The sequence below is a fragment of the Chitinophaga sp. SVR4-12A genome, from assembly GCF_056754765.1.
Map to the genome: position 1 here is coordinate 4387824 of NZ_JBPGWP010000001.1, position 22393 is coordinate 4410216.

At 50.6% G+C, this 22393-nt stretch carries 17 protein-coding genes; 12 read left to right on the forward strand and 5 right to left on the reverse strand.

The features are described from left to right. Positions 1-11: 11 nt before the first annotated feature. Positions 12-575, reverse strand: a complete 564-nt coding sequence (gene cysC, locus ACR9Y8_RS18100; RefSeq protein ID WP_481214653.1) for an adenylyl-sulfate kinase — start codon at positions 573-575, stop codon at positions 12-14. 88 nt (positions 576-663) lie between these two features. After that, complete coding sequence (locus ACR9Y8_RS18105) at positions 664-1434, reverse strand: hypothetical protein (RefSeq protein ID WP_481214654.1); 771 nt, start codon at positions 1432-1434, stop codon at positions 664-666. Positions 1435-1716: 282 nt separating this feature from the next. Here ACR9Y8_RS18105 and ACR9Y8_RS18110 point away from each other — a divergent pair, with 282 nt between their 5' ends. The 4 genes from ACR9Y8_RS18110 to ACR9Y8_RS18125 all read left to right on the forward strand — a co-directional run bounded on the left by ACR9Y8_RS18110 (position 1717) and on the right by ACR9Y8_RS18125 (position 10219). Further along, the gene (locus tag ACR9Y8_RS18110) at positions 1717-2586 is read left to right on the forward strand and encodes a hypothetical protein (RefSeq protein ID WP_481214655.1); all 870 of its coding nucleotides are present in this window, start codon (positions 1717-1719) and stop codon (positions 2584-2586) included. A gap of 4 nt (positions 2587-2590) precedes the next feature. Next, positions 2591-5917, forward strand: coding sequence for a SusC/RagA family TonB-linked outer membrane protein (locus ACR9Y8_RS18115; RefSeq protein WP_481214656.1), 3327 nt, complete (start codon positions 2591-2593; stop codon positions 5915-5917). Positions 5918-5942: 25 nt separating this feature from the next. Continuing rightward, positions 5943-7478: a RagB/SusD family nutrient uptake outer membrane protein gene (locus ACR9Y8_RS18120; protein ID WP_481214657.1), complete on the forward strand. Its 1536-nt coding sequence runs from the start codon at positions 5943-5945 to the stop codon at positions 7476-7478. Positions 7479-7594: 116 nt separating this feature from the next. After that, positions 7595-10219 (forward strand): glycoside hydrolase family 2 protein, encoded by a 2625-nt coding sequence (locus tag ACR9Y8_RS18125; protein WP_481214658.1) that lies wholly within the window; start codon positions 7595-7597, stop codon positions 10217-10219. 81 nt (positions 10220-10300) lie between these two features. Here ACR9Y8_RS18125 and ACR9Y8_RS18130 read toward each other — a convergent pair whose 3' ends face one another. After that, positions 10301-10918, reverse strand: coding sequence for a DUF4159 domain-containing protein (locus ACR9Y8_RS18130; RefSeq protein WP_481214659.1), 618 nt, complete (start codon positions 10916-10918; stop codon positions 10301-10303). 151 nt (positions 10919-11069) lie between these two features. Between ACR9Y8_RS18130 and ACR9Y8_RS18135 the strand changes: the two genes are divergently transcribed. The 8 genes from ACR9Y8_RS18135 to ACR9Y8_RS18170 all read left to right on the forward strand — a co-directional run bounded on the left by ACR9Y8_RS18135 (position 11070) and on the right by ACR9Y8_RS18170 (position 21599). Further along, positions 11070-12068: an AAA family ATPase gene (locus tag ACR9Y8_RS18135; protein ID WP_481214660.1), complete on the forward strand. Its 999-nt coding sequence runs from the start codon at positions 11070-11072 to the stop codon at positions 12066-12068. Continuing rightward, positions 12065-12952: a DUF58 domain-containing protein gene (locus tag ACR9Y8_RS18140; protein WP_481214661.1), complete on the forward strand. Its 888-nt coding sequence runs from the start codon at positions 12065-12067 to the stop codon at positions 12950-12952. The genes ACR9Y8_RS18135 and ACR9Y8_RS18140 overlap by 4 nt, the downstream gene beginning before the upstream one ends. 1 nt (position 12953) lies before the next feature. Continuing rightward, entirely contained in the window at positions 12954-14360 is a 1407-nt protein-coding gene (locus ACR9Y8_RS18145) for a BatA domain-containing protein (protein WP_481214662.1), read from the forward strand. Further along, positions 14353-16518 carry a hypothetical protein gene (locus ACR9Y8_RS18150; RefSeq protein WP_481214663.1) on the forward strand — a complete coding sequence of 722 codons (2166 nt, stop codon included), beginning with the start codon at positions 14353-14355 and terminating at the stop codon, positions 16516-16518. Before ACR9Y8_RS18145 ends, ACR9Y8_RS18150 begins: the two co-directional genes overlap by 8 nt. Before the next feature lie 2 nt (positions 16519-16520). Continuing rightward, a complete protein-coding gene (locus ACR9Y8_RS18155) occupies positions 16521-18053 on the forward strand; it encodes a hypothetical protein (RefSeq protein ID WP_481214664.1) in 1533 nt (510 codons plus the stop codon). A 126-nt stretch (positions 18054-18179) separates the two neighbouring features. Beyond that, a complete protein-coding gene (locus ACR9Y8_RS18160; protein WP_481214665.1) occupies positions 18180-19817 on the forward strand; it encodes a TldD/PmbA family protein in 1638 nt (545 codons plus the stop codon). A gap of 11 nt (positions 19818-19828) precedes the next feature. Continuing rightward, positions 19829-21163, forward strand: coding sequence for a TldD/PmbA family protein (locus ACR9Y8_RS18165; protein WP_481214666.1), 1335 nt, complete (start codon positions 19829-19831; stop codon positions 21161-21163). Positions 21164-21236: 73 nt separating this feature from the next. Next, positions 21237-21599 carry an antibiotic biosynthesis monooxygenase family protein gene (locus ACR9Y8_RS18170; RefSeq protein WP_481214667.1) on the forward strand — a complete coding sequence of 121 codons (363 nt, stop codon included), beginning with the start codon at positions 21237-21239 and terminating at the stop codon, positions 21597-21599. A gap of 5 nt (positions 21600-21604) precedes the next feature. Here ACR9Y8_RS18170 and ACR9Y8_RS18175 read toward each other — a convergent pair whose 3' ends face one another. Next, a complete protein-coding gene (locus ACR9Y8_RS18175) occupies positions 21605-22165 on the reverse strand; it encodes an AAA family ATPase (protein WP_481214668.1) in 561 nt (186 codons plus the stop codon). A 71-nt stretch (positions 22166-22236) separates the two neighbouring features. After that, the gene (locus ACR9Y8_RS18180; RefSeq protein ID WP_481214669.1) at positions 22237-22389 is read right to left on the reverse strand and encodes a hypothetical protein; all 153 of its coding nucleotides are present in this window, start codon (positions 22387-22389) and stop codon (positions 22237-22239) included. Between the last annotated feature and the right edge of the window lie 4 nt (positions 22390-22393).

Sequence of the window (22393 nt, forward strand, 5' to 3'; positions counted from 1 at the left end):
CCTATATGTATCTAAAGTGTTGATTGTAATGCCTTCTGACCCGGCAACCCAAACAGGGTAGGGAACACGCCGGCTAATATTTCGTTAGCCGATGCAGCAACATCTTTTTCCTCGGTATTCACCGTGAGAAACGGCGATTCCGGTGTCTCAAACTTTGACTGTAAACCAGTAAAGTCTTTTATGATGCCCTTTTGGGCTTTGTTGTACATCCCTTTTACATCTCGCTGCATACAAACCTCAATACTGCAGCTAACGTGAATTTCATGAAAGTGCGCTGCCCCGATAATGCCACTGGCTAGCTTACGAAGCTTCGCTGTAGGAGTGATAAAAGAACAAATAGTTACAAAACCGGCGTCCAGGAAGAGCTTTGCAATTTCTGCCGCTCTTCTGATGTTTTCTTCCCGGTCTTGTGGAGAGAACCCAAGGTCGGCATTGATGCCCCTCCTTAGTTCATCGCCGTCCAATACCTTACAGGGAATGTTCTGCTTGTCCAGTTCATGTTTGATCTTATATGCCAGTGTTGTTTTCCCCGAGCAGGGTATCCCCAGTAACCAAAGTACAGTAGCTGCTTGCATGTCTAAATGTAAGAAAGAAATTTACCCGGACCTAAGCTGTATACAACATTAGCTGGTCCGGGTAAGCAGAGATTAAAATGATGGCTGCCTAATTCCTGAAGAACTGCGATGCAGTACTTGTCTTTTCTACCCAGATGCCTGAGCTGGCCTGCAGCACATATTCACTTAAGCCCACCTCTTTAGCCTCGGGGTTCCAGTCATAAGTATAACCCAGCCTGGTCCAGGGATAATAATAATCCGTGGCAGATTGTAAAGGACGATAATAAGAATAGATAATATTATTATCGAACCAGGTAGAATACGTGGGAGTAACCCCTTCTACCAGCACAGCGCCCGTAGTGCTGGTATTAATGGCCGGGTTGCCCGCAGGGCGGTACAACCGGGATGCTTCTACCCACATCTCGGCAATATGCGTATTGCTCTTGCTGTTCACCGGCGGTAAACCCAATAGTTGTGAAATACGCAGGATAGTATCCGAACCAGGTTTAAATCCCGGCGCCAGGCGCTTTTTCATTTGCGAAGGAATGAATACCCACGATTCTCCCCAGGTATTTGTGATAGAATCCCCTGCGGGATAGCTGGAAGGGAAACGCATGAAAGTCGCCATCAGCACATATTGCTTGCCATTGATGGTCTTCCACTGCAAATCAGGATTCGCTGCCGTGATCGGCCAGAGCGTGTCTACCCTTTCACTACTGTCCGCTACCATCGCATCTGTAATAGAGTGAGCATACAGCTCATCCAGGGAATACTGCGGTGGCGGCTTTACATCATCGTCTTTCTTACATGCTGAAAACAGGAGACTCGCAATTAGAATAGTCCGGGCCAGTGTGCCCGCGTAGGCGTATTTGGTTTTCATATGAGGGGTGGTTTGGTTATCTGAGCCGCTGTAAGTAACTAAATTTCAGCCTAATACACAAGTTTTATTTTCCCGCGCCCCTGTGTGGACTCATCATTAACAATTGCGTAATACACGCTTAACTATTCAGTAATAATGGAGTATTCTCTTTGCGGACGCTAACAGGGACAACCAATCATACACAATCGCTCATCCATACTTTGTAGCCGCGGGGAACCATAGATCAACTCACTAACATACGTGTGAATTAAAGCTGTTTGCCAGGAACTAAAACCGAGAATGATGAAAACACGCATCACTGTTGCTATCATGGCTATTGGGCTATTATCTTTTTATAGCCGGCCTGTTGAAGTAATTATTCACCGCTCTCTTTCTGTTGATTCACTGGGCGCCTGCCAGGGAGTACATTATCAGCATGGTAAAGTATATCTCTACGGCGACAGGGAGATCGGCATGATGCGGGAATATACTCCCGGAAAAGATACCTTATTATATACCGGTAATGAATATAGGCTGACAGTAGACGGAAAGGATCTGATCAACCACCCTACGGGCATTGCTTATAACGGCATCGGCCCAACCTTCATCGGCAACAGTATCCGGCTCAATGCAGAAGGCACCGCCTGGAAAGCCGTGATCTACTGTATTAACTGGGATGGCTTGCTGAAAACCCATACCCTGGATGGCAACATTCAGCAAACCGTAGAAGACGATGCCTGCATACAAGGTACAAGGCCCGAATACGTAAAGTATAAAGGCAAATGGTACGTGGCCACCGCAGATTACGGCAACAAAAGCAACGAGGTAAGATTATATCATCCAGACCGTCTGAAAGCAGCCACCCACACCAAAGAAGAGGGAGTACTGTTCAAAAAGTTCAGCTGCGGTCCCTGGGTGCAAAACCTTCACTGGATCCCTGGGAAAAATATACTGGTGCTGGTGCAGAACCAGGTGGAGGGCAGAAAGTGGCGCCTTACCTACCTGGACCTGGAAAAATCTGTCAGCAGCGGCCAGGCTAGCGTGATCAAAACAATCGACCTCGATAAACAGGACGAGCTGGAAGGCTTCTCCTTCCTAAACACAACAGGAACCGGTATTGCGGTTACCTCCTCCCGGAATAGTAATGTTCATTTTATAAATGTCAATTGGTAGAGTTATGCAAAGAGAGCTACAAATTTTTAAATGGGGGCTCCCATTCGTACTGGCTGTTTGCAGCACGCCCGCTATGATGTCGGCCAATGCCGCTGCATCTGCGGCGTTTGCAGTAAGGCAGCAGGCAGCAGTACAGGTGTCTGGAATCGTAACAGATGCGAATAATCAGCCCCTCATCGGTGTAAATGTGGTAGAGAAGAATACACGAAGAGGCGCCATTACCGATGTTAACGGCAAGTACTCCCTTAGCGTGAGCGCCGGGGCAACACTGGTATTTTCCTATACAGGGTATATTCCGCAGGAAGTGACCATTACAGATCAGCAATCGGTGAATATACTGCTCCGTGAAGATGTAACACAGCTGAACGAAGTAGTATCCGTAGGCTATCAGAAGATGAGGAAGAGCGACGTTACCGGCGCGGTTTCCAGCCTGAAAGCAAAAGAGCTGAACCTCACCACGCCAACCGTAGGCCAGGCGATCGTGGGTAAAGTGGCCGGCGTTCAGGTATCACAGGTGAGCGGCGCTCCCTATGTAAGTACCAGGATCAGGGTGCGCGGCGTAGGTTCTGTGAACGCCAGCTCCGATCCGCTGTATGTAATAGACGGATACCCCGCAGGCAACGATGTATACATCAATCCCAACGACATTGAGACCATAGACATATTGAAGGACGCAGCCTCCGCCGCCATTTACGGTTCCCGTGCAGCAGGCGGCGTGGTGCTCATCACCACCAAACGCGGCAAGGAAGGCAAGGGCAGGTTTGAATATGACTACCAGTACGGCATCAGTCAGCTGAGCAAGAAGGTGAAGTTATTGAATGCAGATCAGTTTGCGCAACTGGTGATCGATGGCCGTAACGGCACCTATCGCGACCTGGTAGTGAACGGCGGTGGTACCTGGAATGATGCCATGTACTCCGACGATAATGCCACCCGCGTAGCAAAAGTGGGTAACGCCAGCAGCGTGAGCATCCCTACAGATATCTATGATTTTGCCAGCCAGCAGATGATTAAGCCGAAATACAATACAGACTGGCAGGATGAGCTGTACCGCAATGCGCCCGTGCAAAGGCATAACCTGTCTTTCTCCGGCGGCAAGAACGGTATCCGTTATGCTTTAAGCGGCGGCTACCAGGATCAGCAGGGTATCATCGTAAATACCCAGCAACGCAGGCTCAACCTGCGCGCCAACGTAGATGCAGATGTGAATCCTAAAGTAAAAGTAGGCGCCAGCCTCGCCCTTACTTCCAACAGCAACCGTGAAGTGGAAGAAGGCCGGTTTGATAAAGGCCCTATCCTGGGCGCTTTAATATATATGCCCTATTTCCGCGCATATAATGACGATGGGTCACTCAGGAAGAATGAAGCAGCCGCACAATCAGCCGCCTACGGTTACCAGAGCATCGAAAACCCGGTGGCTATCGCTAAAGAAACCAACATTACCCGTAAAGGCCTTCGCAGCACCTATAACGGCTATGTTGTTTACCAGTTGCTGCCTTCCCTGGCGCTGAAAGCCAACCTGGGTATGCAGACATATAACGAGAAATACGAGTACTATCGCCCGGGTAGCCTGAGCAGCGGCGCATTTGCGCCCTATTCTCCGCAGGCAATTGCCGCAGCAAGGGATACCTCAAGAACACTGTCAACAGTAGACCAGCTGGGCGAGTTCACCGCTAACTATAAGAAACAGTTTGGTAAGCATAACGTAGACGTGCTGGCGGGTTATACTGCACAGCAATTCACCAGCGATGCCATTAGCGTATTGGCGCAGGGTTATCAGAACGACCGCATCCAGGAGATCACCGGCAAAGGCGCAGATCCCAGCAATTTCGCATTGTTGCCCGCCACCGGCAAGGCCACCTGGACCATGCTCTCTTACCTGGCGCGCGTGGTGTATAACTACGATAACAAATATTATTTAACCGCCTCTTTCCGTACAGATGGCTCCTCGCGTTTCGGTCCTGCCAACCGCTGGGGTAACTTCCCCTCTGTATCTGCAGGATGGAACATCTCCAAAGAACATTTCTATACAGACCTGCTGGGTAACAATACCTCTATGAAGCTGCGTGCCAGCTGGGGCTTGAGCGGTAATAACAATATCGGTAACTACAATTATCAGCAAACCATGTCCACTCCCGGTGGTGTGGTATTCGGTAACGGCACCATCGTTACGGCGGTATGGTCTGGCAGCATCGCCGATCAGAAGCTGGGCTGGGAATCCACCTCCCAATACAACTTCGGTATGGACCTCGGCCTGTTCAACGACCGCGTATTTGTGATCGCCAACTATTATATCAGCCGTTCGTATAACCTGCTGTTCAGGCAGAATATCTCTGCCGTATCCGGTGTGGCAAACGTGCTCACCAACCTGCGCGATTCCAAAGTACAGAACAAAGGCTTTGACATGCAGGTAGACAGCCGTATCATCTCCACAAAAGATGTTAACCTGAACCTGAGCGGTAACATTTCCCTGAACCGCAACAAGGTACTGGACCTGGGCGGCGCCAACACCATCATCACCAACGGTGCGGAACGCTCCTACCTTACCCATATCACGGAAGAAGGGCAACCCATCGGCATGTTCTACGGCTTTAAGGTAAAAGGCATGGTAAGGCAATCTGACATGGCCAACCTTGCTGAAGATGATAAGCACTACAATTCCGCTACACAGTCTTTTGAGGAAGGTTACAAGATCAAAGGGCCTGCCCGTTCTACCGCTTCCAGCAATTCTTTAAAGCCGGGCGATATCTACTTTGAAGATACCAACGGTGACGGCGTGGTGAATGATAAAGACAAGACCGTGATAGGCAGCCCCTATCCCAAATTCACCTACGGCTTTGCATTATCAGCCAGCTACAGGGCTTTAGATCTCAGCGCATCCTTCAACGGCTCTTACGGTAACCAGGTGCTGGACGGTCAGGATTATTATCTCTTTAACATGGAAGGATCCGGCAACCAGTACGCTAAAGTGGCCGACCGTTACCGCTCTGAGGCGCAACCTGGCAACGGCAGCGTTTACCGCGCTTCCCGCGGCGGTACGCAAAGCAACAGCACCCGCCTTTCCACCTTCTACCTGCAGGATGGTTCCTTCTTCCGTTGCACCAATATCACGTTGGGATATAATCTTCCTGCTGCATTATTGGGCCACGTAAAAGGACTGAGCAGCATAAGAGTGTATGCAAGTGTTGACAACGCTTTCACCATCACCAAATACCTGGGTTATAACCCTGAGGTAGATTATAACAACGGGGCTAACCTTACGCCCGGTGTTGACTATGGTATGTACCCCCTGGTACGCGCTTATAATTTCGGTGTGAAAGCAATATTCTGATAATAAGGTAAAAACAGTAATGAAAATGACTAAGAGATATATCATAGGAGCTTGCCTGGCCGCAGTATCCATATTAAGTTCCTGCGGTAAGGAATTCCTGGAACAGAGCAACCCAAACGCCATTCCCACCGCCGTTTACTACCAGTCAGAAGGCGATATTGCAGCGGCTGTGAATGGCGTGTACCAGTCCTTAAGAAGTGGGGACAACATCGGCGAGAACAGCGGGCTTTATACAGACGAACGTTCTGATGACGCTGGCCGCAATGATAACCAGTCAAACGCCGGAGAACCGTTCCAGTTCAACGACTTTTCCCTCCTGCCTGCCAACACTTATCTGAAAACTCACTGGCTCTCGCTGTACCAGACCATTACCCGCTGTAACCAGGTGCTATCTAATATTGATAACATCAACTTCAGCAGCCCGGAAACAAAGTCACAATATGCAGCAGAAGCAAAATTCATCCGCGCGCTGATCTATTTTCACCTCGTACGCAAATGGGGAGACGTGCCCCTGGTAACCAAACAGCTCACCACCCTCGAAGAGGTGAAAGCCAACACATTCCGGGAAAAGAAAGAAAAGGTATATGAACAGATTGTAAGCGATCTGAAAGATGTGGTGAATAGCTCCTTACCCAACCTGCAAAACGGCGCCAATAAAGGCCGCGTATCAAAAGCGGCAGGTAATGCGCTGTTAGGCCAGGTATACCTTACTATAGCCACTGCCCAGGATGCAGCTAACCGTACGGAGAACCTGAACAACGCAAAGACCTACCTGACCAATTCCTGGAACATGCGTTCTTTTGGCACATTGAAAGAAATCCCTTATACAGATGTATTTGATGTGAACAAGAAGACCACCTGCCCGGAACTGATCTTCCAGATCGTGAACAAACAGGGAGACATCAACTACTCCTCTTCTATTGCCTACAACAACCAGGCAAAGGGCGAAACCATCAACTCAAAGAAACCCTCTTCCAGCGTAGGCGGCAACGTTACGCTCGACCTGGTGAAGGAATATGAAGACGGTGATCTTCGCAAAGACTTCTCCATAAAATTTGCCAATGACGCTACTGTAAAGGATTGGTTCATTACAAAGTTCAGGGATACCAGCGCTGTAGCAGGTACCAATGGTTACGGCGGCAACGACTGGGTGCTGATCCGCTATGCAGATGTAGCCCTCATGCTCGCTGAGGTAAATATGTACCTTGGCGATAATACCACGGCTATCCAGTTCCTTGACATGGTGCGCGAAAGGGCCAACATGCCTTTGTACAACACGGTAAAGAACGACCCTGCCTACAGCAGCAAATTCCCTACCCTCAAACTGGCTATCCTGCATGAAAGGCGCGTAGAGCTGGCCTTTGAGCACCACCGCTGGTTTGACCTGCTGCGCTTCTTTAGCATCAACGAGCTGGTTACTTACATGCATGCCAAGAACCAGGCCGATTACGGAAAGGCCAGGCTGTCTAACTTCGGGCTCAAAGACCAGTACTACCCGATACCCTTTGACGAATACCAGCTGGACCCAACAAAGATGTACCAGAACCCCTATTATCAATAAACATCGCTTGATAGTAATGGCCCGGAATGATCGGTATGGTCCTTCCGGACCATTCTTATTTCCACTCTTCCTTTTCTTTTCCCTTTTTCCGATTTTATTTTCATCTTTATGCCACTATGAATAAGAACAGGGGACAATTTTGCATCATCTTATTGATGCTATGTTACTGTAGCGCCGCCCTGGCGCAGGATCAGTATGAGCTCAATGCAGGATGGCAATGCGCCAATATTGCGAAGGTTACAGAAAAGGGAGAAGCGCTTTCAAGCCCGGCGCACACATTAACAAACTGGATGCCGGCCACCGTTCCAGGCACTGTGCTCACCACACTGCTGAATAACAAGCAGGTGCCAGATCCCTTCTATGGAATGAACAATGAAAAGATCCCGGATATCTACTACACCGGGAACGATCATTACACGTATTGGTTTGTAAAAGACTTTACCGAGCAACCCGCAGCGGCAGGCAAACAGGTATGGCTGCATTTCCGTGGTGTAAACTATGGTTGCGATGTATACCTGAACGGTCAGCGCCTCAATAAAACTACTCACTATGGCATGTTCCTGCGGCAAACATATAACATCACCGGCCTGCTGGCCAAAGATGGTCGCAATCGCCTTGCTGTGCTGATACATCCGGCTGCCTTTCCCGGCAATCCAAACGGAGGCCAGGGCGGCGACGGTATCATTGCCAAAAGCGTGGCGCATCAATACACCGCCGGTTGGGATTGGATACAGCCTATCCGCGACCGTAACACCGGTATCTGGGATAAGGTTACTATCGAGCGTACCGGCGCCGTAAACCTGAAGAACCCCCATGTGGTCACCCGCGTGCCCGGTACGCGTCAGCCACAGGGCCCGCAGGCTCCTGCTACTATACAGGTATCTGCAGAACTGGAGAATGCCTCCGCCAAAGCGGTAACAGGTACCCTGAAGTATATACTGGATGGTAACACCGTATCAAAGAAAGTAACGCTTCCACCACATGCTACCACACAGGTACAGCTGCCCGATTATACACTGCAGCATCCAAAACTGTGGTGGCCCGGCGGCTATGGTCCACAGAACTTGTATCAGCTGCAGCTGCAGTTCACAGATGCAGCCAATGTGGTTAGCGATAAAGAGAACATACAGGTAGGCGTACGTGAAATTCAAACTCCCTGGAACGAATTCACCCGCAGCCGTCAGATAAACGTGAACGGGCAGAAGGTCTTTATCAAAGGCGGCAACTGGATCATTTCCGATGCCATGCTGCGCTTCTCCAAAGAAAGATATGATGCAGAAATAAGGTTCCACCGCGATATGAACCTGAACCTGATCCGCATATGGGGCGGTGCCTTGACAGAAAGGCCGGAGTTTTATGAAGCCTGCGATAAATATGGCTTGCTGGTGTTCCAGGACTTCTGGTTCTCCGGCGACTGTAACGGCCGCTGGGTAGACCCTATGAAGAAGGAAGACCAGTGGACCCGCCGCCAGTACCCCGACGATCACGGCCTGGTGCTGCGCTCTATCGAAGACCAGGTGAAGATGATCCGCAACTATCCTTCACTGGCCCTCTGGTGCGGTGGTAACGAGATCACCCCGCCGGAAGATATCATCGCTCCGCTGAAAGATTCCATCCTGCCAACACTGGATGGCACCCGCTACTTCTTTGACTATTCCAACTCAGACAGCATGTCGTACAATTTCCTGGGCGGCAATGGCGACGGCCCTTATGGCATCCAGGAGCTGGAAACTTTCTGGGGCCACCGCACCTGGCCTTTTAACTCTGAGATAGGTTCCGTAGGTGTGGGCGACTATGCCTCTCTGGAAAGGTTCATTCCCAAAGAGAACATGATAGCGCCGCAGAACAAGGAAGAAGTAGACTCCGTTTGGAAATATCATAAATACATCGGTTACGATCAGCACATCGATCCCTATGGCCGGGCAAAAGACGCCAAAGACTTTGCAAACAAAGCCCAGCTGGTGAACTACGACCAGTATCGCGCGCTGATGGAAGGCTTCAGCTCCCACATGTGGGAATGGTACACCGGCGTGATCATCTGGAAAACACAGAACCCCTGGACCGCCATGCGTGGACAGATGTACGATTACTACCTTGATGTTAACGCCTGTCTTTACGGCCTGCACAACGGCAGCGAGCCGCTACACGTAATGTACGATCCGGTACAGGGAATGGTAATGGCGGTGAACAATACCTTCACGCCCCGCCGCGACCTGATGCTGGAAGTAACAATGTATGACATGGAAGGTAAAAGCCGTCAGCTAACCCAGGTGTTTGCAGACATCGGCGCTGCATCTGTAAAGAAATACCTCCCCATCAAAAAGGCAGTAGATGCAGCCCGCAAAGATCACGGCGCTTTCCTCCGCCTGCGCTTCCTCGATGTGAACAAGCAGACAGTATCCGAAAACTTCTACTGGTTCCCCGATGAAAACGGTAACTATTCCGGTCTGCAAAAAATGGCAGCATCAAAGCTGCAGGCAACGGCCAAACATATCAGCAAAGACAGTATTGCCGTTACCCTGCGCAACCCCGCTGGCCCGGTAGCATTCTTTAACCGCGTGGCATTGATAGACGCGCAAACTAAGCAGCGCATACTGCCTGCCTTCTTCAGTGACAACTATGTTTCCGTGATGCCGGGTGAAGAGAAGACTATTACCATCAATTATACGCCTGGCAATAACAACCTGGCAATAGAATTATATGGTTGGAACGTAAAAGAACAGATCATTAACATACAATAAACTATTGCGGCCGGTAGCAGGAACCTATTCTTACTACCGGCCGTTAACTGTCAACTGCCCACTGTCAACTGACAACTATCTTCACCCCATCGCATACACAACAATATTCACCCCAAACCTGGTATTATCCTCCGCCATAAACCGCTTGTTCCTGAAATCATAATCCCACTCGCAGCCATAATCCTTATTACTGTACAGCACTGCCATGCGGCCGTTGATCTCTATGGCTTTCAGGTAATCATGCACCAAATCATCTCCCCAGCCGTTCAACTCAAATGAAGTAGTAGGCGGCCCCTTTTCAAAGTGAAAAAAGGAACGGTAGATCTCATGTGTATTAGGGATCTTTTTTAATGCAGCCGGTCCGAACAGGTTGCTCATCTGCGCTTCAAAAGACTTGGCGAAGAGACCATCTATATCATGATTACAATCATCTACAAAAACAAATCCGCCGTTCTGTACATACTTTTTAAAGAAGGCGCTTTCCTGTGCATCAAACTGTACCAGCTTATGGCCGCTGAGATAACAGAAAGGAGCATTGAACAATTCATTGCTGCCAAGGTCAATTATTTTCTCCTGCAGATGAACCGGGATGGTAGTATATTCTATCAGTGAGTTCAGCAGGTTGGAAGGCATGCGCTGGTCGGTGTCCCAATCGCCGGAACGGTAACGTAAACGGGTAAATGTAAATTTTGCACCCATATTTTTCAATTTGCTGCTGGCACTTATTCGGTTGCTTCAGGCCCGGCAATACTGTCAACTGACCACTGTCAACCGACAACTTATAAAAGCCGTTGGTGTAAAAATCCGGTTTTTGCTTTAAAATTCCTGCTTTTATACATAATTTCCTTTCATGGAGATCACAGAACGTACGGTTCAACAGTTACAACAAAAGCTGGCCCGGCTTAAACAGGAGATTCAAAAGATCATAGTAGGGCAGGAGGCTATTGTGGAAGAGATCCTGGTAGCATTACTGGCCGGCGGCCATTGCCTGCTGGAAGGGGTACCCGGTCTGGCCAAAACCCTGATGGTACGTACCCTCTCGCAGGCGCTGGACCTGAGCTTCCGCCGTATACAGTTCACTCCCGACCTGATGCCGACTGATATTATCGGCACGGAAATACTGGAAGAAGACCACGCCACCGGCAAACGCTTTTTCAAATTTAACCGCGGGCCCCTCTTCGCCAATATCATCCTGGCAGATGAGATAAACCGTACGCCGCCCAAAACACAATCCGCCCTGCTCGAAGCGATGCAGGAGTTCGAGATCACCTACGGTGGACAAACCTATGTGCTGGACCGTCCCTTTTTCATACTGGCTACGCAGAACCCGATAGAGCAGGCAGGCACTTATCCTTTGCCGGAGGCGCAATTAGACCGCTTCTTGTTATATGTGAAGATTGGCTACCCTACCGCCGAAGAAGAAACGGCCATCCTCAGCAGCACTACCAGCAACCGCAAAGTAACGGTAACGCCTGTATTGGGCGCCACAGAGATCCAGCACTTGCAGCAGCTGGTACGTGAGGTCAGCATCGACGAAGACCTGGTACAATATGTTGCCAGCCTTATACGCGCTACCAGGCCCGATACCACCACCGTCGCTTACGTAAAGGAATGGGTGCGCTGGGGCGCCGGACCGAGAGCCGGGCAGGCCCTCATCCTCACCGCCAAGGCAAGAGCCCTGTTCAAAGGCCGCTACGCCGTCACAATGGAAGACCTGCATGCCATGGCCTACCCGGTACTGCGGCACCGGGTATTAATGAACTTTAAAGCAGATGCGGAACATATCAGTTCGGACAACGTAACGAAAGAGCTGTTGAAAACCATTTCCAGGCTACAATCTCCCATATGAGCCAGCTGTTGGATCCAAAAGTGTTAATGGCCATTAAAGACCTTTCGCTGGCAGCACGCACAGTGATCGACGGTTTCATGTCTGGCCTTAACCGCAGCCAGGTAAAAGGCGCGGGACTGGAGTTCAGCCAGTACCGCAGCTATCAGCCGGGTGATGACCTTCGCTGGCTGGACTGGAAAATGTATGCCCGCTCCGACCGTTACTACATCCGGGAGTCTGAAATGGAAACCAGTATTTCCGTTCGCTTCCTGGTAGATGCCAGTAATTCAATGAACCATAAAGACGGGGATCTGTCCAAGATGGACTATGCCCGTTATCTCGCCGCAGCTTTGGCCTACCTGGCCTATATGCAGGGAGACGCAATAGGTCTCTATGTTTTCCGGGACGCTCATTTATACGCCCTGCCCTCCCGTAAAGATCCACAGCATCTATCCAGGTTGTTCTTCCAGCTGGAGCAACTACAGCCCGCAGGACGCTTTACAGAAGAAGTACATTACAGGCAGCTGTTCACCGGTGAGCGCCGCAGAGAGCTGCTGATCTTCATAACAGATATGTACCAGCAGCGGGAAGAGATCAACCACTTGCTGTCTTCTTTATCTGCACTGCAGCATGAGCTGATCGTTTTTCATCTCATGGGAAGAAATGAACTGGAAATGGACTTCGGTAATTATGCTGCATTGAAAGACCTGGAAACCGGCGAGACCATACAGATCAATCCCGCACAAATGAAGCGTACCTACATGGAAAAAATGGAACAATACCTGGCAGCCACACGTATGCAGCTCCTGGAACAGCATACCTTTTACCGGATGATCCCCATGGATCAGCCGCTGGATAAGGCCTTGCGCGATTTTCTAAACCACCGTCAAAGATCAGTTATATAACTTGCTGCAGCTGCTACAACCCATATGGCTCTGGTTAACAGCCGGGATCATAATCCCGGTGATGATCCATTTATGGAACATTCGCCCTGGCAAAACCTTGGCGGTAGGTAGTATAGCACTACTGAAAGAGAACGGCCGGCAATCCTCACGCAGGTTACAGCTGTCAGAGCTGTTGCTGCTCTTGCTGCGCTGCCTCCTCATTATACTGCTGGCAGTATTACTGGCAAAACCCATCTGGCGTGCTGCCTCAGCGAAGAAAGATATAGGTTGGGTGTTGATCGAAGAAAAAGGATTCGGTGAAACCTACCTGCAGTTCCAGCCACAGATAGATAGTTTATTACACGCGGGATATTCGCTTCACTATTTTACACCCGGCTTTCCGGGAGAAACCTTGCAGGCAGCCTTACGGAAAGCAAACAATGCTGCGGCAGACAGCACTTCCTACTGGATATTGCTGGATAGTTTACAGCAACATCCTCTTGCACCTGCATCCCGTTTCCTTTTTACACCGCACTTCCTCAGCCGCTTCCAGGGCCCGCGTCCACATATTGACACCGGTACGCATTGGTTTGTATATACGCCTGCCGATTCCGTGAGTACCTGGCAGGCGGAAGTATATGCTACGGCATCCGGCGGCCTGCGTGCCCGCAAGATAAGCAGCCGCGCTACCGGTAATAGCTATGTATATGAAGAGCTGCCTGCAGGCTCAACAAAAGCAGACACTACCACAAAGCACATCACCATTTTTGCAGATGCTTATGCGCATGATGCAGGCTATCTCAAAGCAGCTATAACAGCCATACAGCAATTTACAGCCCATAAGATTCGCCTGACGCTGATCAGTCAGCCCGGCGCATTGCCCGTACAAACAGACTGGCTGTTCTGGCTGTCCATGCAGCCCCTTCCTGTACAGGTAAAGGCAGCCAATATATGGCGCTATGATAGCGGCACAGTGGTAAATGCTTCCTCCTGGATCATTTCAAACGAAGCAGTTCCTGTCCCCCTTTTTAAGCGGATACAGGCACATCAGCCGGCAAACACGGCATTATGGAAAGACGGCTTTGGCAATGCCATACTGCACCTGGAGAAAACGAACAATACCCATATTTACCATTTTTCCAGCCGCCTGGACCCCGCCTGGAACGAACTGCCCTGGAACGCCGCGTTTCCGGGCCTCTTACTGCAACTGCTTTATCCCGACACAGCCATTATTCCTGCAAATAAGGATCGCCGGGCCATAGCGGCACAGCAATTGCGGCCAGATCAATACCGCCTGGAACGTCCACATAAAGCGGCGACATTGCCTGCAACAGACCTGGCGCCGCTGTTATGGCTTGCTGTTTTTATAATGTTCCTGGCAGAGCGCATATGGGTATTCATTACTAAAAGAACAAGCACCAATGGCTGAACAGCAGGCAGAACATATGATCCATACACTGCAACGCCGCTGGCGGATAAGTGCCCTGCTGGTGCATGTCATGACAGCGCTGGGTCTTACCGCCGTTGCCACCGTGCTGGTGTGTAAAGTGCACGACAGCTCATTATGGTGTGCGCTCCCCGTAGGCATCACCAGCCTGCTCCTGTTATTGCTGCCCTCCCGTGCCTGGCGCATTGACGATGCCGATGTAGTACGTTATTTCAACACCCACTACCCGGAACTGGAAGATAGCTGCGCGCTCTTGCTGAAACCCCCGCATACATTGGGCATGCTGGAACAGCTCCAGGTCAGGAGAATAGAACAGGTGCTGCAGCATATCCCTCCTCCGCATCCCTACAAAAAGCAATTACGTATAGCCCTGCTGTTTTTAGCCGGCTCCCTGTTGGTAAGTACGGCTTTGTATTTGTGGTGGCATCCTATCATCCTGCACGAGCAGAAAACAAATGAACGCCCGCGCCCCACTGGCAGCCTCACTCCTGCAATGCCGGAAATAGCCGCAGTAGAGATCACCATCACACCGCCATCCTATACCGCTAAGGAGCAGCGGCAACAGCAGCAGCTTGACCTTGAAGTGGAAGAAGGCGCCCGTATACAATGGGAGATCCGTACCAACAAACAGACGCCTTCCCTGCAATTGATCTTGAATGATACCGGCCACCTGAACCTGGAGGCGCAGAACGAAGAAGGCACTTTGTGGAAGGGCGCCATTACCGCCACTCATCCGGGCTTTTACCAACTGAAGCTGGCAGATAAATTATCCGGCCTTTATAAGCTTGCATTGATCAAAGATTTGCCGCCTGTTATCACCGTACAGGCGCCTGCTTCCTATACTGTTATTGACTATGGTATGCCGCAAAGCCTTACCATGCAGCTCATGCTTACAGATGATTACGGCATCAGTGCTGCGAATATACAAGCCACTGTAGCCAGCGGCAGCGGCGAAGCCGTGAAGTTCAAAGAGCAGGCCATGCCTTTTGACGCCGTATTCAATGGTACCCGCAGACAGTACACATTGCAAAGAATGATCAACCTGGAAGCCCTGGGCATGCAGCCCGGTACTGAATTATATCTTTATATCCAGGCCCGGGACAATCATCAGCAATATACCCGCTCCGGTATGTACATGGTAGTACTGCCGGATACTGCACAGTTAATGAGCCTGGAAGGCATGGCGAACAGCGTGAACGTAAAGCCGGAATATTTCAGAAGCCAGCGGCAGATCATCATTGAAACAGAACAGCTGATCCGCGATAAAGATACCCTGGCAGAAAAAGCCTTCCGGCAGCGCAGCAATGACCTGGGCATTGATCAGCGCCTGCTGCGTCTTCGCTACGGCCGCTTCCTGGGTGAGGAAACAGAAACCAACCTGGGTGAAGAACGGCTCAGCGAAGAAGAACATGAAGGCCATGATCACGCAAAGGAAGATGACGCCGTCAACGCCAAAGATTTCAACAACGCAGAAAAAATAATAGACCAGTTCTCCCATAAACACGACATCGCAGAAGATGCCTCCTTCTTTGACCCTGCCACTAAACAACAGCTCAAAGCTACCCTGGCTGAAATGTGGAATGCAGAACTGCGCCTGCGTACATTTAAACCAGCAGAGGCCCTGCCTCATGAATACAAAGCCCTGCGCCTGCTGAAAGACCTGCAGCAAAAATCAAGGGCTTACGTAGGCAAAACCAGCGTGAAGACAACTCCGCTGAAACCGGAGAAGCGCTTAACCGGAGAACTGGACAAGATCATTGTCCCCGTACTGCAACGTGACTATACAAAGACAACATCTAACGAACGCCTGCCACAAGCATTAGCAATATTGGAAAGGCTGAAAAGCGGCCCACCGGTATCAGATCCTGTTACCATCGATATTTTACGGGAGGCTGCCCGGCGGATGAGCACACAGGCTACGGCATCGCCTGCACGATACCTGTCTTCCCTGCAAGCCATGCGTGGTGTACTGGATGCATTAGAACAAAACATCGCCGTTAATCCCGCTGCAGTAGCAGCAGCCGCGCAGGCGGTGTATGATATGGTACCTGAGCCTGCCCGCCTGCCACAGTCCGAACACACGGTCCCTGGCCGGGGCTTATCTCAACAATACTTTAAAAACCTAAACCGGCAGCAATAACGATGATGCACTGGAATTATATTGTCACTGCAGCTGCCGCCCTATTGCTGGCCTTCCTGGTCTGGAAGGAGATCAAACGCCCCAACAGCGCAAGACTGTATGGGCGCTTACTGGCATCTGTGCTGGCAGTAGGTAGTCTCATATACCTGCTGTTACCATTTCCTTTGCACAAAGAGCAGGAAGATGTGAAGGATAAAGAAATAGCTGTTCAGACAGATACCCTACCCGCCGGTATTCAATCCGTTTATTGGCAACGGCAGCTAAACGCTGGCGCTGATCTTCATCTGCAGGGCCGCTTTAAGAACGGCGCTACAACACCGGTAAAGCTCTTGTTGAGCGGCTTTAATGAGCACCTGGATTCCGTGATCATCCCTCCGCAGGTAGAACGCTCCTTTGAATTAAGCACCCGTCCAAGGCATATCGGCCGTGCTTTGTATACCTTCCTTGCATTGGCAAAAGACACACTGCTAAAAGAACCTGTTCCCGTAGAAGTATTGCCCCTTCGTCCATTGAAAGTACTGATCCTGGCAGCGTCTCCTGATTTCGAGAATAAGTTCCTCGCTAACTGGCTTTCAGAGCACAATTATATAGTGGCCATGCGTACAGCTATCAGCCGCAATAAATGCAGTTATACCTTCCTGGATACCGCCCGCTTTTCACTGGAAAGAATTACGCCTGCGCTGCTTACTGCATTTGATCTGTTAGTCAGCGATGCAGGCGCCTTGTCTGTACTTGGAAGAGATGAGCTGGGCGCAGTAAGATCACAGGTGGAAGAAAAAGGAATGGGCCTCATCATCCGGGCAGACAGCAGTGTAGCGCCGCATCATTTCTACCAGCAGCCTTTTACCTTAACCGCTGCTGCTGATAAGAATGAACGCCCGCTGTTATTGCACAACGCGGGCGCTGATAAACCTGCTACATTGCTAACCGCTCCCGCTGCCAGCTTACGCGCAGCGCCTGGTTTGCAGCCACTGATCTGGGATCCGCAACAGCGCATACTGGCGGGCAGTAGCCTGTACGGTGAAGGCCGCCTGGTGTTGACCACCCTTAGTAATACCTATACATGGATCCTGTCTGGCCAGCCGGCCGCCTATCATTCACTCTGGTCTTTACTCTTACAAAAAGCCGCCAGGCAACAGCCCTTGCAGGACCAATGGCGTACAGGCCTTGCCTTTCCCAAAGTAAACAGGCCCGTAACCTTACTGCTGGAAACTGCGCAGCCTTTGCCTGCTGCAACGGCGAACGACGCGCCCTTAAGCCTTTCCCAGGACGGTACATTGCCATTCCGCTGGCAGGGTGTCTACTGGCCATCGCAACCTGGCTGGCAGGCTGCCTTGTCATCAGCCGGAGACAGCAGCTGGTGGTACGCCTTTGGGGAAAAAGACTGGCAGCACCTGTCTGCCCGTGAAGAAGTCTCCAGGCGCAATATAGCTGCAGCACCAGGCGGAAATACCCGCCGGGCGCCGCTTGCCTGGTTTATCATCCTGTTTATGCTGTCTGTAGCTTTTTTATGGGCGGAAGAAAAATTAGTCTAACGGTATAATAAAATTCAGAGAATTATATAATTTTCCTAACAACACCCATTATTGGCGTTACAAGAAAACCTGAATATCTAAACCGCTTTTTTTACTTCATAATTAAACCTAAGGAGGGTCATCGCATTGAACAGAAAAGATTTTCTACAGCTTTCGGCTATGAGCTTTGGCGCATTGATGGTGCCGAAGTCGCTGTTTGCCGGTAACGACATTGATCCTGCCCATGCACTGGTGGGAGGGATGGACGTAGCCATGAAGAAACAGCTGGCCGACCTCGCACTGAATGCTGCCCGCGCCAAAGGCGCCACCTACGCCGATGTGCGCATAGGCCGTTATCTCAACCAGTTTATCCTCACCCGCGAGAAAAGGGTGCACGCCATTTCCAATACCGAATCATTCGGTGTGGGCATCCGCGTGATTGCCAACGGCAGCTGGGGCTTCGCCGCTTCCAACAACGTTACGCGGGAGGATATTATCAGAACGGCAGAAAGAGCAGTGGCCGTTGCCAAAGCCAATGCCAAAATTATGACAGAGCCCGTGCAGCTGGCCCCGCAAAAAGGTTATGGCGACGTAAACTGGAAAACACCTATCCAGCAGAATGCCTTTTCCGTTCCCGTAAAAGACAAAGTAGATCTCCTTCTGCAGGTGAATGATATTGCCATGCAGGGCGGCGCCAACTTCGTGAACTCCGCTATCATGGGCGTGAACGAACAAAAGTTCTTCGCCTCCACGGATGGCTCTTATATTGACCAGGATGTGCACCGCTTGTATCCTTTCTTTGTGGTGACCAAGATAGATAAGGCCAGCGGCAAGTTCGAGACCAGGCGCTCCCTCAGCTCCCCTGTAGGCATGGGCTATGAATACCTTACACCTACTGCGGATAATAAAGTAGCCGGTATAGTTACCCGCTACAAAAATCGCTACGATATACTGGAAGACGTGAAGAACGCCACCGCAGATGTAAACCAGAAGATAAAAGCGAAATCCGTAGAGCCGGGTAAATACGACCTGGTGCTGGATCCCTCCCACCTCTGGCTCACCATTCACGAATCTGTGGCCCACCCCACAGAGCTGGATCGCGTGCTGGGCTACGAAGCCAACTATGCAGGCACCAGCTTCCTTACCCTTGATAAATGGCGCTCCGGCAACTTCCAGTTTGGCAGCAAGCTGGTAAATATCGTAGCAGATAAACTGCAGCCCGGTTCTTTAGGCGCCGTGGGTTATGATGACGAAGGCGTGAAATGTAAGGAATGGGACATCATCAAAGACGGTGTACTGGTGAATTACCAGGCCATCCGCGACCAGGCGCATATTATCGGACTGAAAGAATCTCAGGGCTGCTGTTACGCACAAAGCTGGGAAGATGTACAGTTCCAGCGCATGCCCAACGTATCGCTGAAACCAGGTAAAGATCCCCTGAGTGTAGACGATATGATCAGGAACGTGGAAAAAGGTATTTACATCGTAGGCGATGGCTCCTTCTCTATCGATCAGCAACGCTACAATTTCCAGTTCGGCGGACAACTGTTCTACGAAATAAAAAATGGTAAGATCGCAGGCATGCTGAAAGATGTAGCCTACCAGGCTAATACCCGCGAGTTCTGGAACTCCTGCACCGCCATTGCCGATAAAAGCGATTACCGTTTAGGCGGCGCGTTTAATGATGGCAAGGGCCAACCCGGACAGTCCAACGCTGTTTCGCATGGCAGTTCTACTACCCGCTTCAATGGTGTAAACGTTATTAACACAGCAAGAAAAATCTGATCAACCTTACTATGGCTATACTAAAGAAAGAAGAAGCACAGGCACTGCTCAAAAAAGTGCTGGGCTTTTCCAAAGCCGATGAGTGCGCAGTGCGCCTGGGTGGCCGTGAAGGCGGCAATATCCGCTATGCCCGCAACGCGGTGTCTACAGCCGGTGATATGAGCACGCTGGAACTGACGATCCTTTCCACCTTCGGAAAAAGGACCGGGACCACTACCATCAATGAATTCGATGACGCCTCCCTGGAAAAAGCCGTACGCCGTGCAGAAGAGCTGGCGCAGCTGGCCCCGGAAGACCCGGAATACATGCCGCTGCTGGGCCCTCAAACCTATAAGGAGAGTGTTACCTATGTTCCGGCAACAGCTGCCATCACCCCGGATACCCGGGCAGAGGCAGTGGCTAAAAGCATCCAGGTGTCTAAGGAAGAGAAGCTGGAAGCAGCAGGCTTCCTGGAGAACAGCACTACCTTTGATGCGATCATGAACTCGAAAGGGCTCTTCGCCTATAACACCGATACAGATGTCATCTTCAGCGTTACTACCCGTAACCAGGCCGGTACTGGTTCAGGTTACGCTGCCCGTGGATTCAATGACATCACTAAGCTGGATACACATACCGCTACCAAAATAGCCGCCTCTAAAGCCAACGGCTCTGCAGATGCAAAAGCGATCGAGCCCGGAAAATACACCGTGATACTGGAACCCGTGGCAGCTGCTTACATGATGGAGAACATGTTCCGCGCCCTGGATGCCCGCAGCGCAGACGAGGGCCGCAGCTTTATGAGCAAGCCCGGTGGTGGCAACCGCCTGGGTGAACAGCTTATGGATGAGAAAGTGACCATCTACTCTGATCCCTTCCATCCCGAACTGCCCGTGTCTACCTGGAATAGCGATGGCGCTCCCCTGGAAAAGATGAGCTGGATTGAGAAGGGCGTGGTGAAGAACCTGGCCTACTCCCGCTTCTGGGCACAGAAAAAAGCCGTAAAGCCGGTGCCCGGTCCCAGCAATATCATTATGGAAGGTGGCAACGCCTCACTGGAAGAGCTGATCGCAAGCACAGAACGTGGCATCCTCGTGTCCCGCCTCTGGTATATCCGCATGGTAGACCCGCAAACATTATTACTTACCGGCCTTACCCGCGACGGAACTTTTTACATCGAGAATGGTGTGATCAAACATCCCATCAAGAATTTCAGGTTCAATGAAAGCCCGGTGATTATGCTGAATAACGTAGAAGCATTGGGCAAACCGGAAAGGACTATCAGCGTAGAGTCTTACCGTAGCTACCTGATCCCGCCCATGAAGCTGAGAGATTTTACTTTTACCTCACTTTCAGACGCAGTATAAACGAGCTAATCAGACACCATCACGAGCCCGCAGCCGGTAAAAAAGCTGTGGGCTTTTATATTTACTTTTGCTTATGCCAGAGAAACAACACAGCATCGCCGTTATTTTCGAAGTACTGCCTGCACCGGGTAAAAAGCAGGAGTACCTGGATATTGCAGCCTCCTTAAGGCCTGAGCTGGAAAAGATAGACGGTTTCATTTCTATCGAAAGGTTCCAGAGCATTTACAATCCCGATAAGATCCTCTCACTATCGTTCTGGCGCGATGAAGCCGCCATCCGCCAATGGAGGAACCTGGAGCTGCACAGGGAAGCGCAGGCGAAAGGCCGCGGGGGAATATTCCAGGATTATCACCTGCGCATTGCAGGCGTAGTAAGGGACTATGGCATGTTTGATCGCGAAGAGGCCCCATCAGACAGCCGCCACTTTCATCAATAAGCGTGTCAATACTTAACTGCTTCTTCAAGAATAAACGTCACCCTGTCCGCGATCGGCATTTTAGGTACTTCTACCAGTACATAGTCATATTTTCTGTAAACGTCTTTCAGCACTTCATAAGTGGCCACGGCAGTTTCAAAGTTCTGCTTCCGTTCTGCATCAATTTGATAGATCTCTTCCCATGGCGGGAACAGGAACACCTGCTGGTTGTAACGCAGCTGATAGGCCGCCGTTTGCAATTCCTCGTCCACCGGTAAATTATTCAGCTGTGCATGACAGATCACATCAGGCAGACCCCGGTCAAAGAAGCAGGGACCTGTGCTCACCGATGGGGCCGTATCAAAAACAGCGATGGTCTGTTCCTGCATTAGCTGCGTATAGAGCTGCATGTCGTTCCAGGGAACGCCCGGCCCGTTACTGGCTACCTGCTGCCTTATGATCTGTCGCGCTACCTCCGGTATGCAGGGATAGCCTTTTTGTTCCAGTACTTCTATCACGGCGGTCTTCCCTGCACCCGGGCCGCCCGTAAATACAAAGCAATGCGCTTTGTACAATGGCTTTGTCATTGTCATCATCGCTTATGTTAACATGAAAAAAAAGAAGTGAAGGTTCACAAGAGGTGCTGCAAATATACGAATTACCGGCTAATGAAAGAAGGTTCAAGGTTCATATCCGCTATAGCAGCAGAAGTAGCTGGCGCCAGCTGGATGTCAGCTGTTGGCGGCGCCGCCATCCCGGTACCCAGGTAAAATCCAGGATGCGGCGGTCTGCTGGTGCGTACAGCTACCACGAAG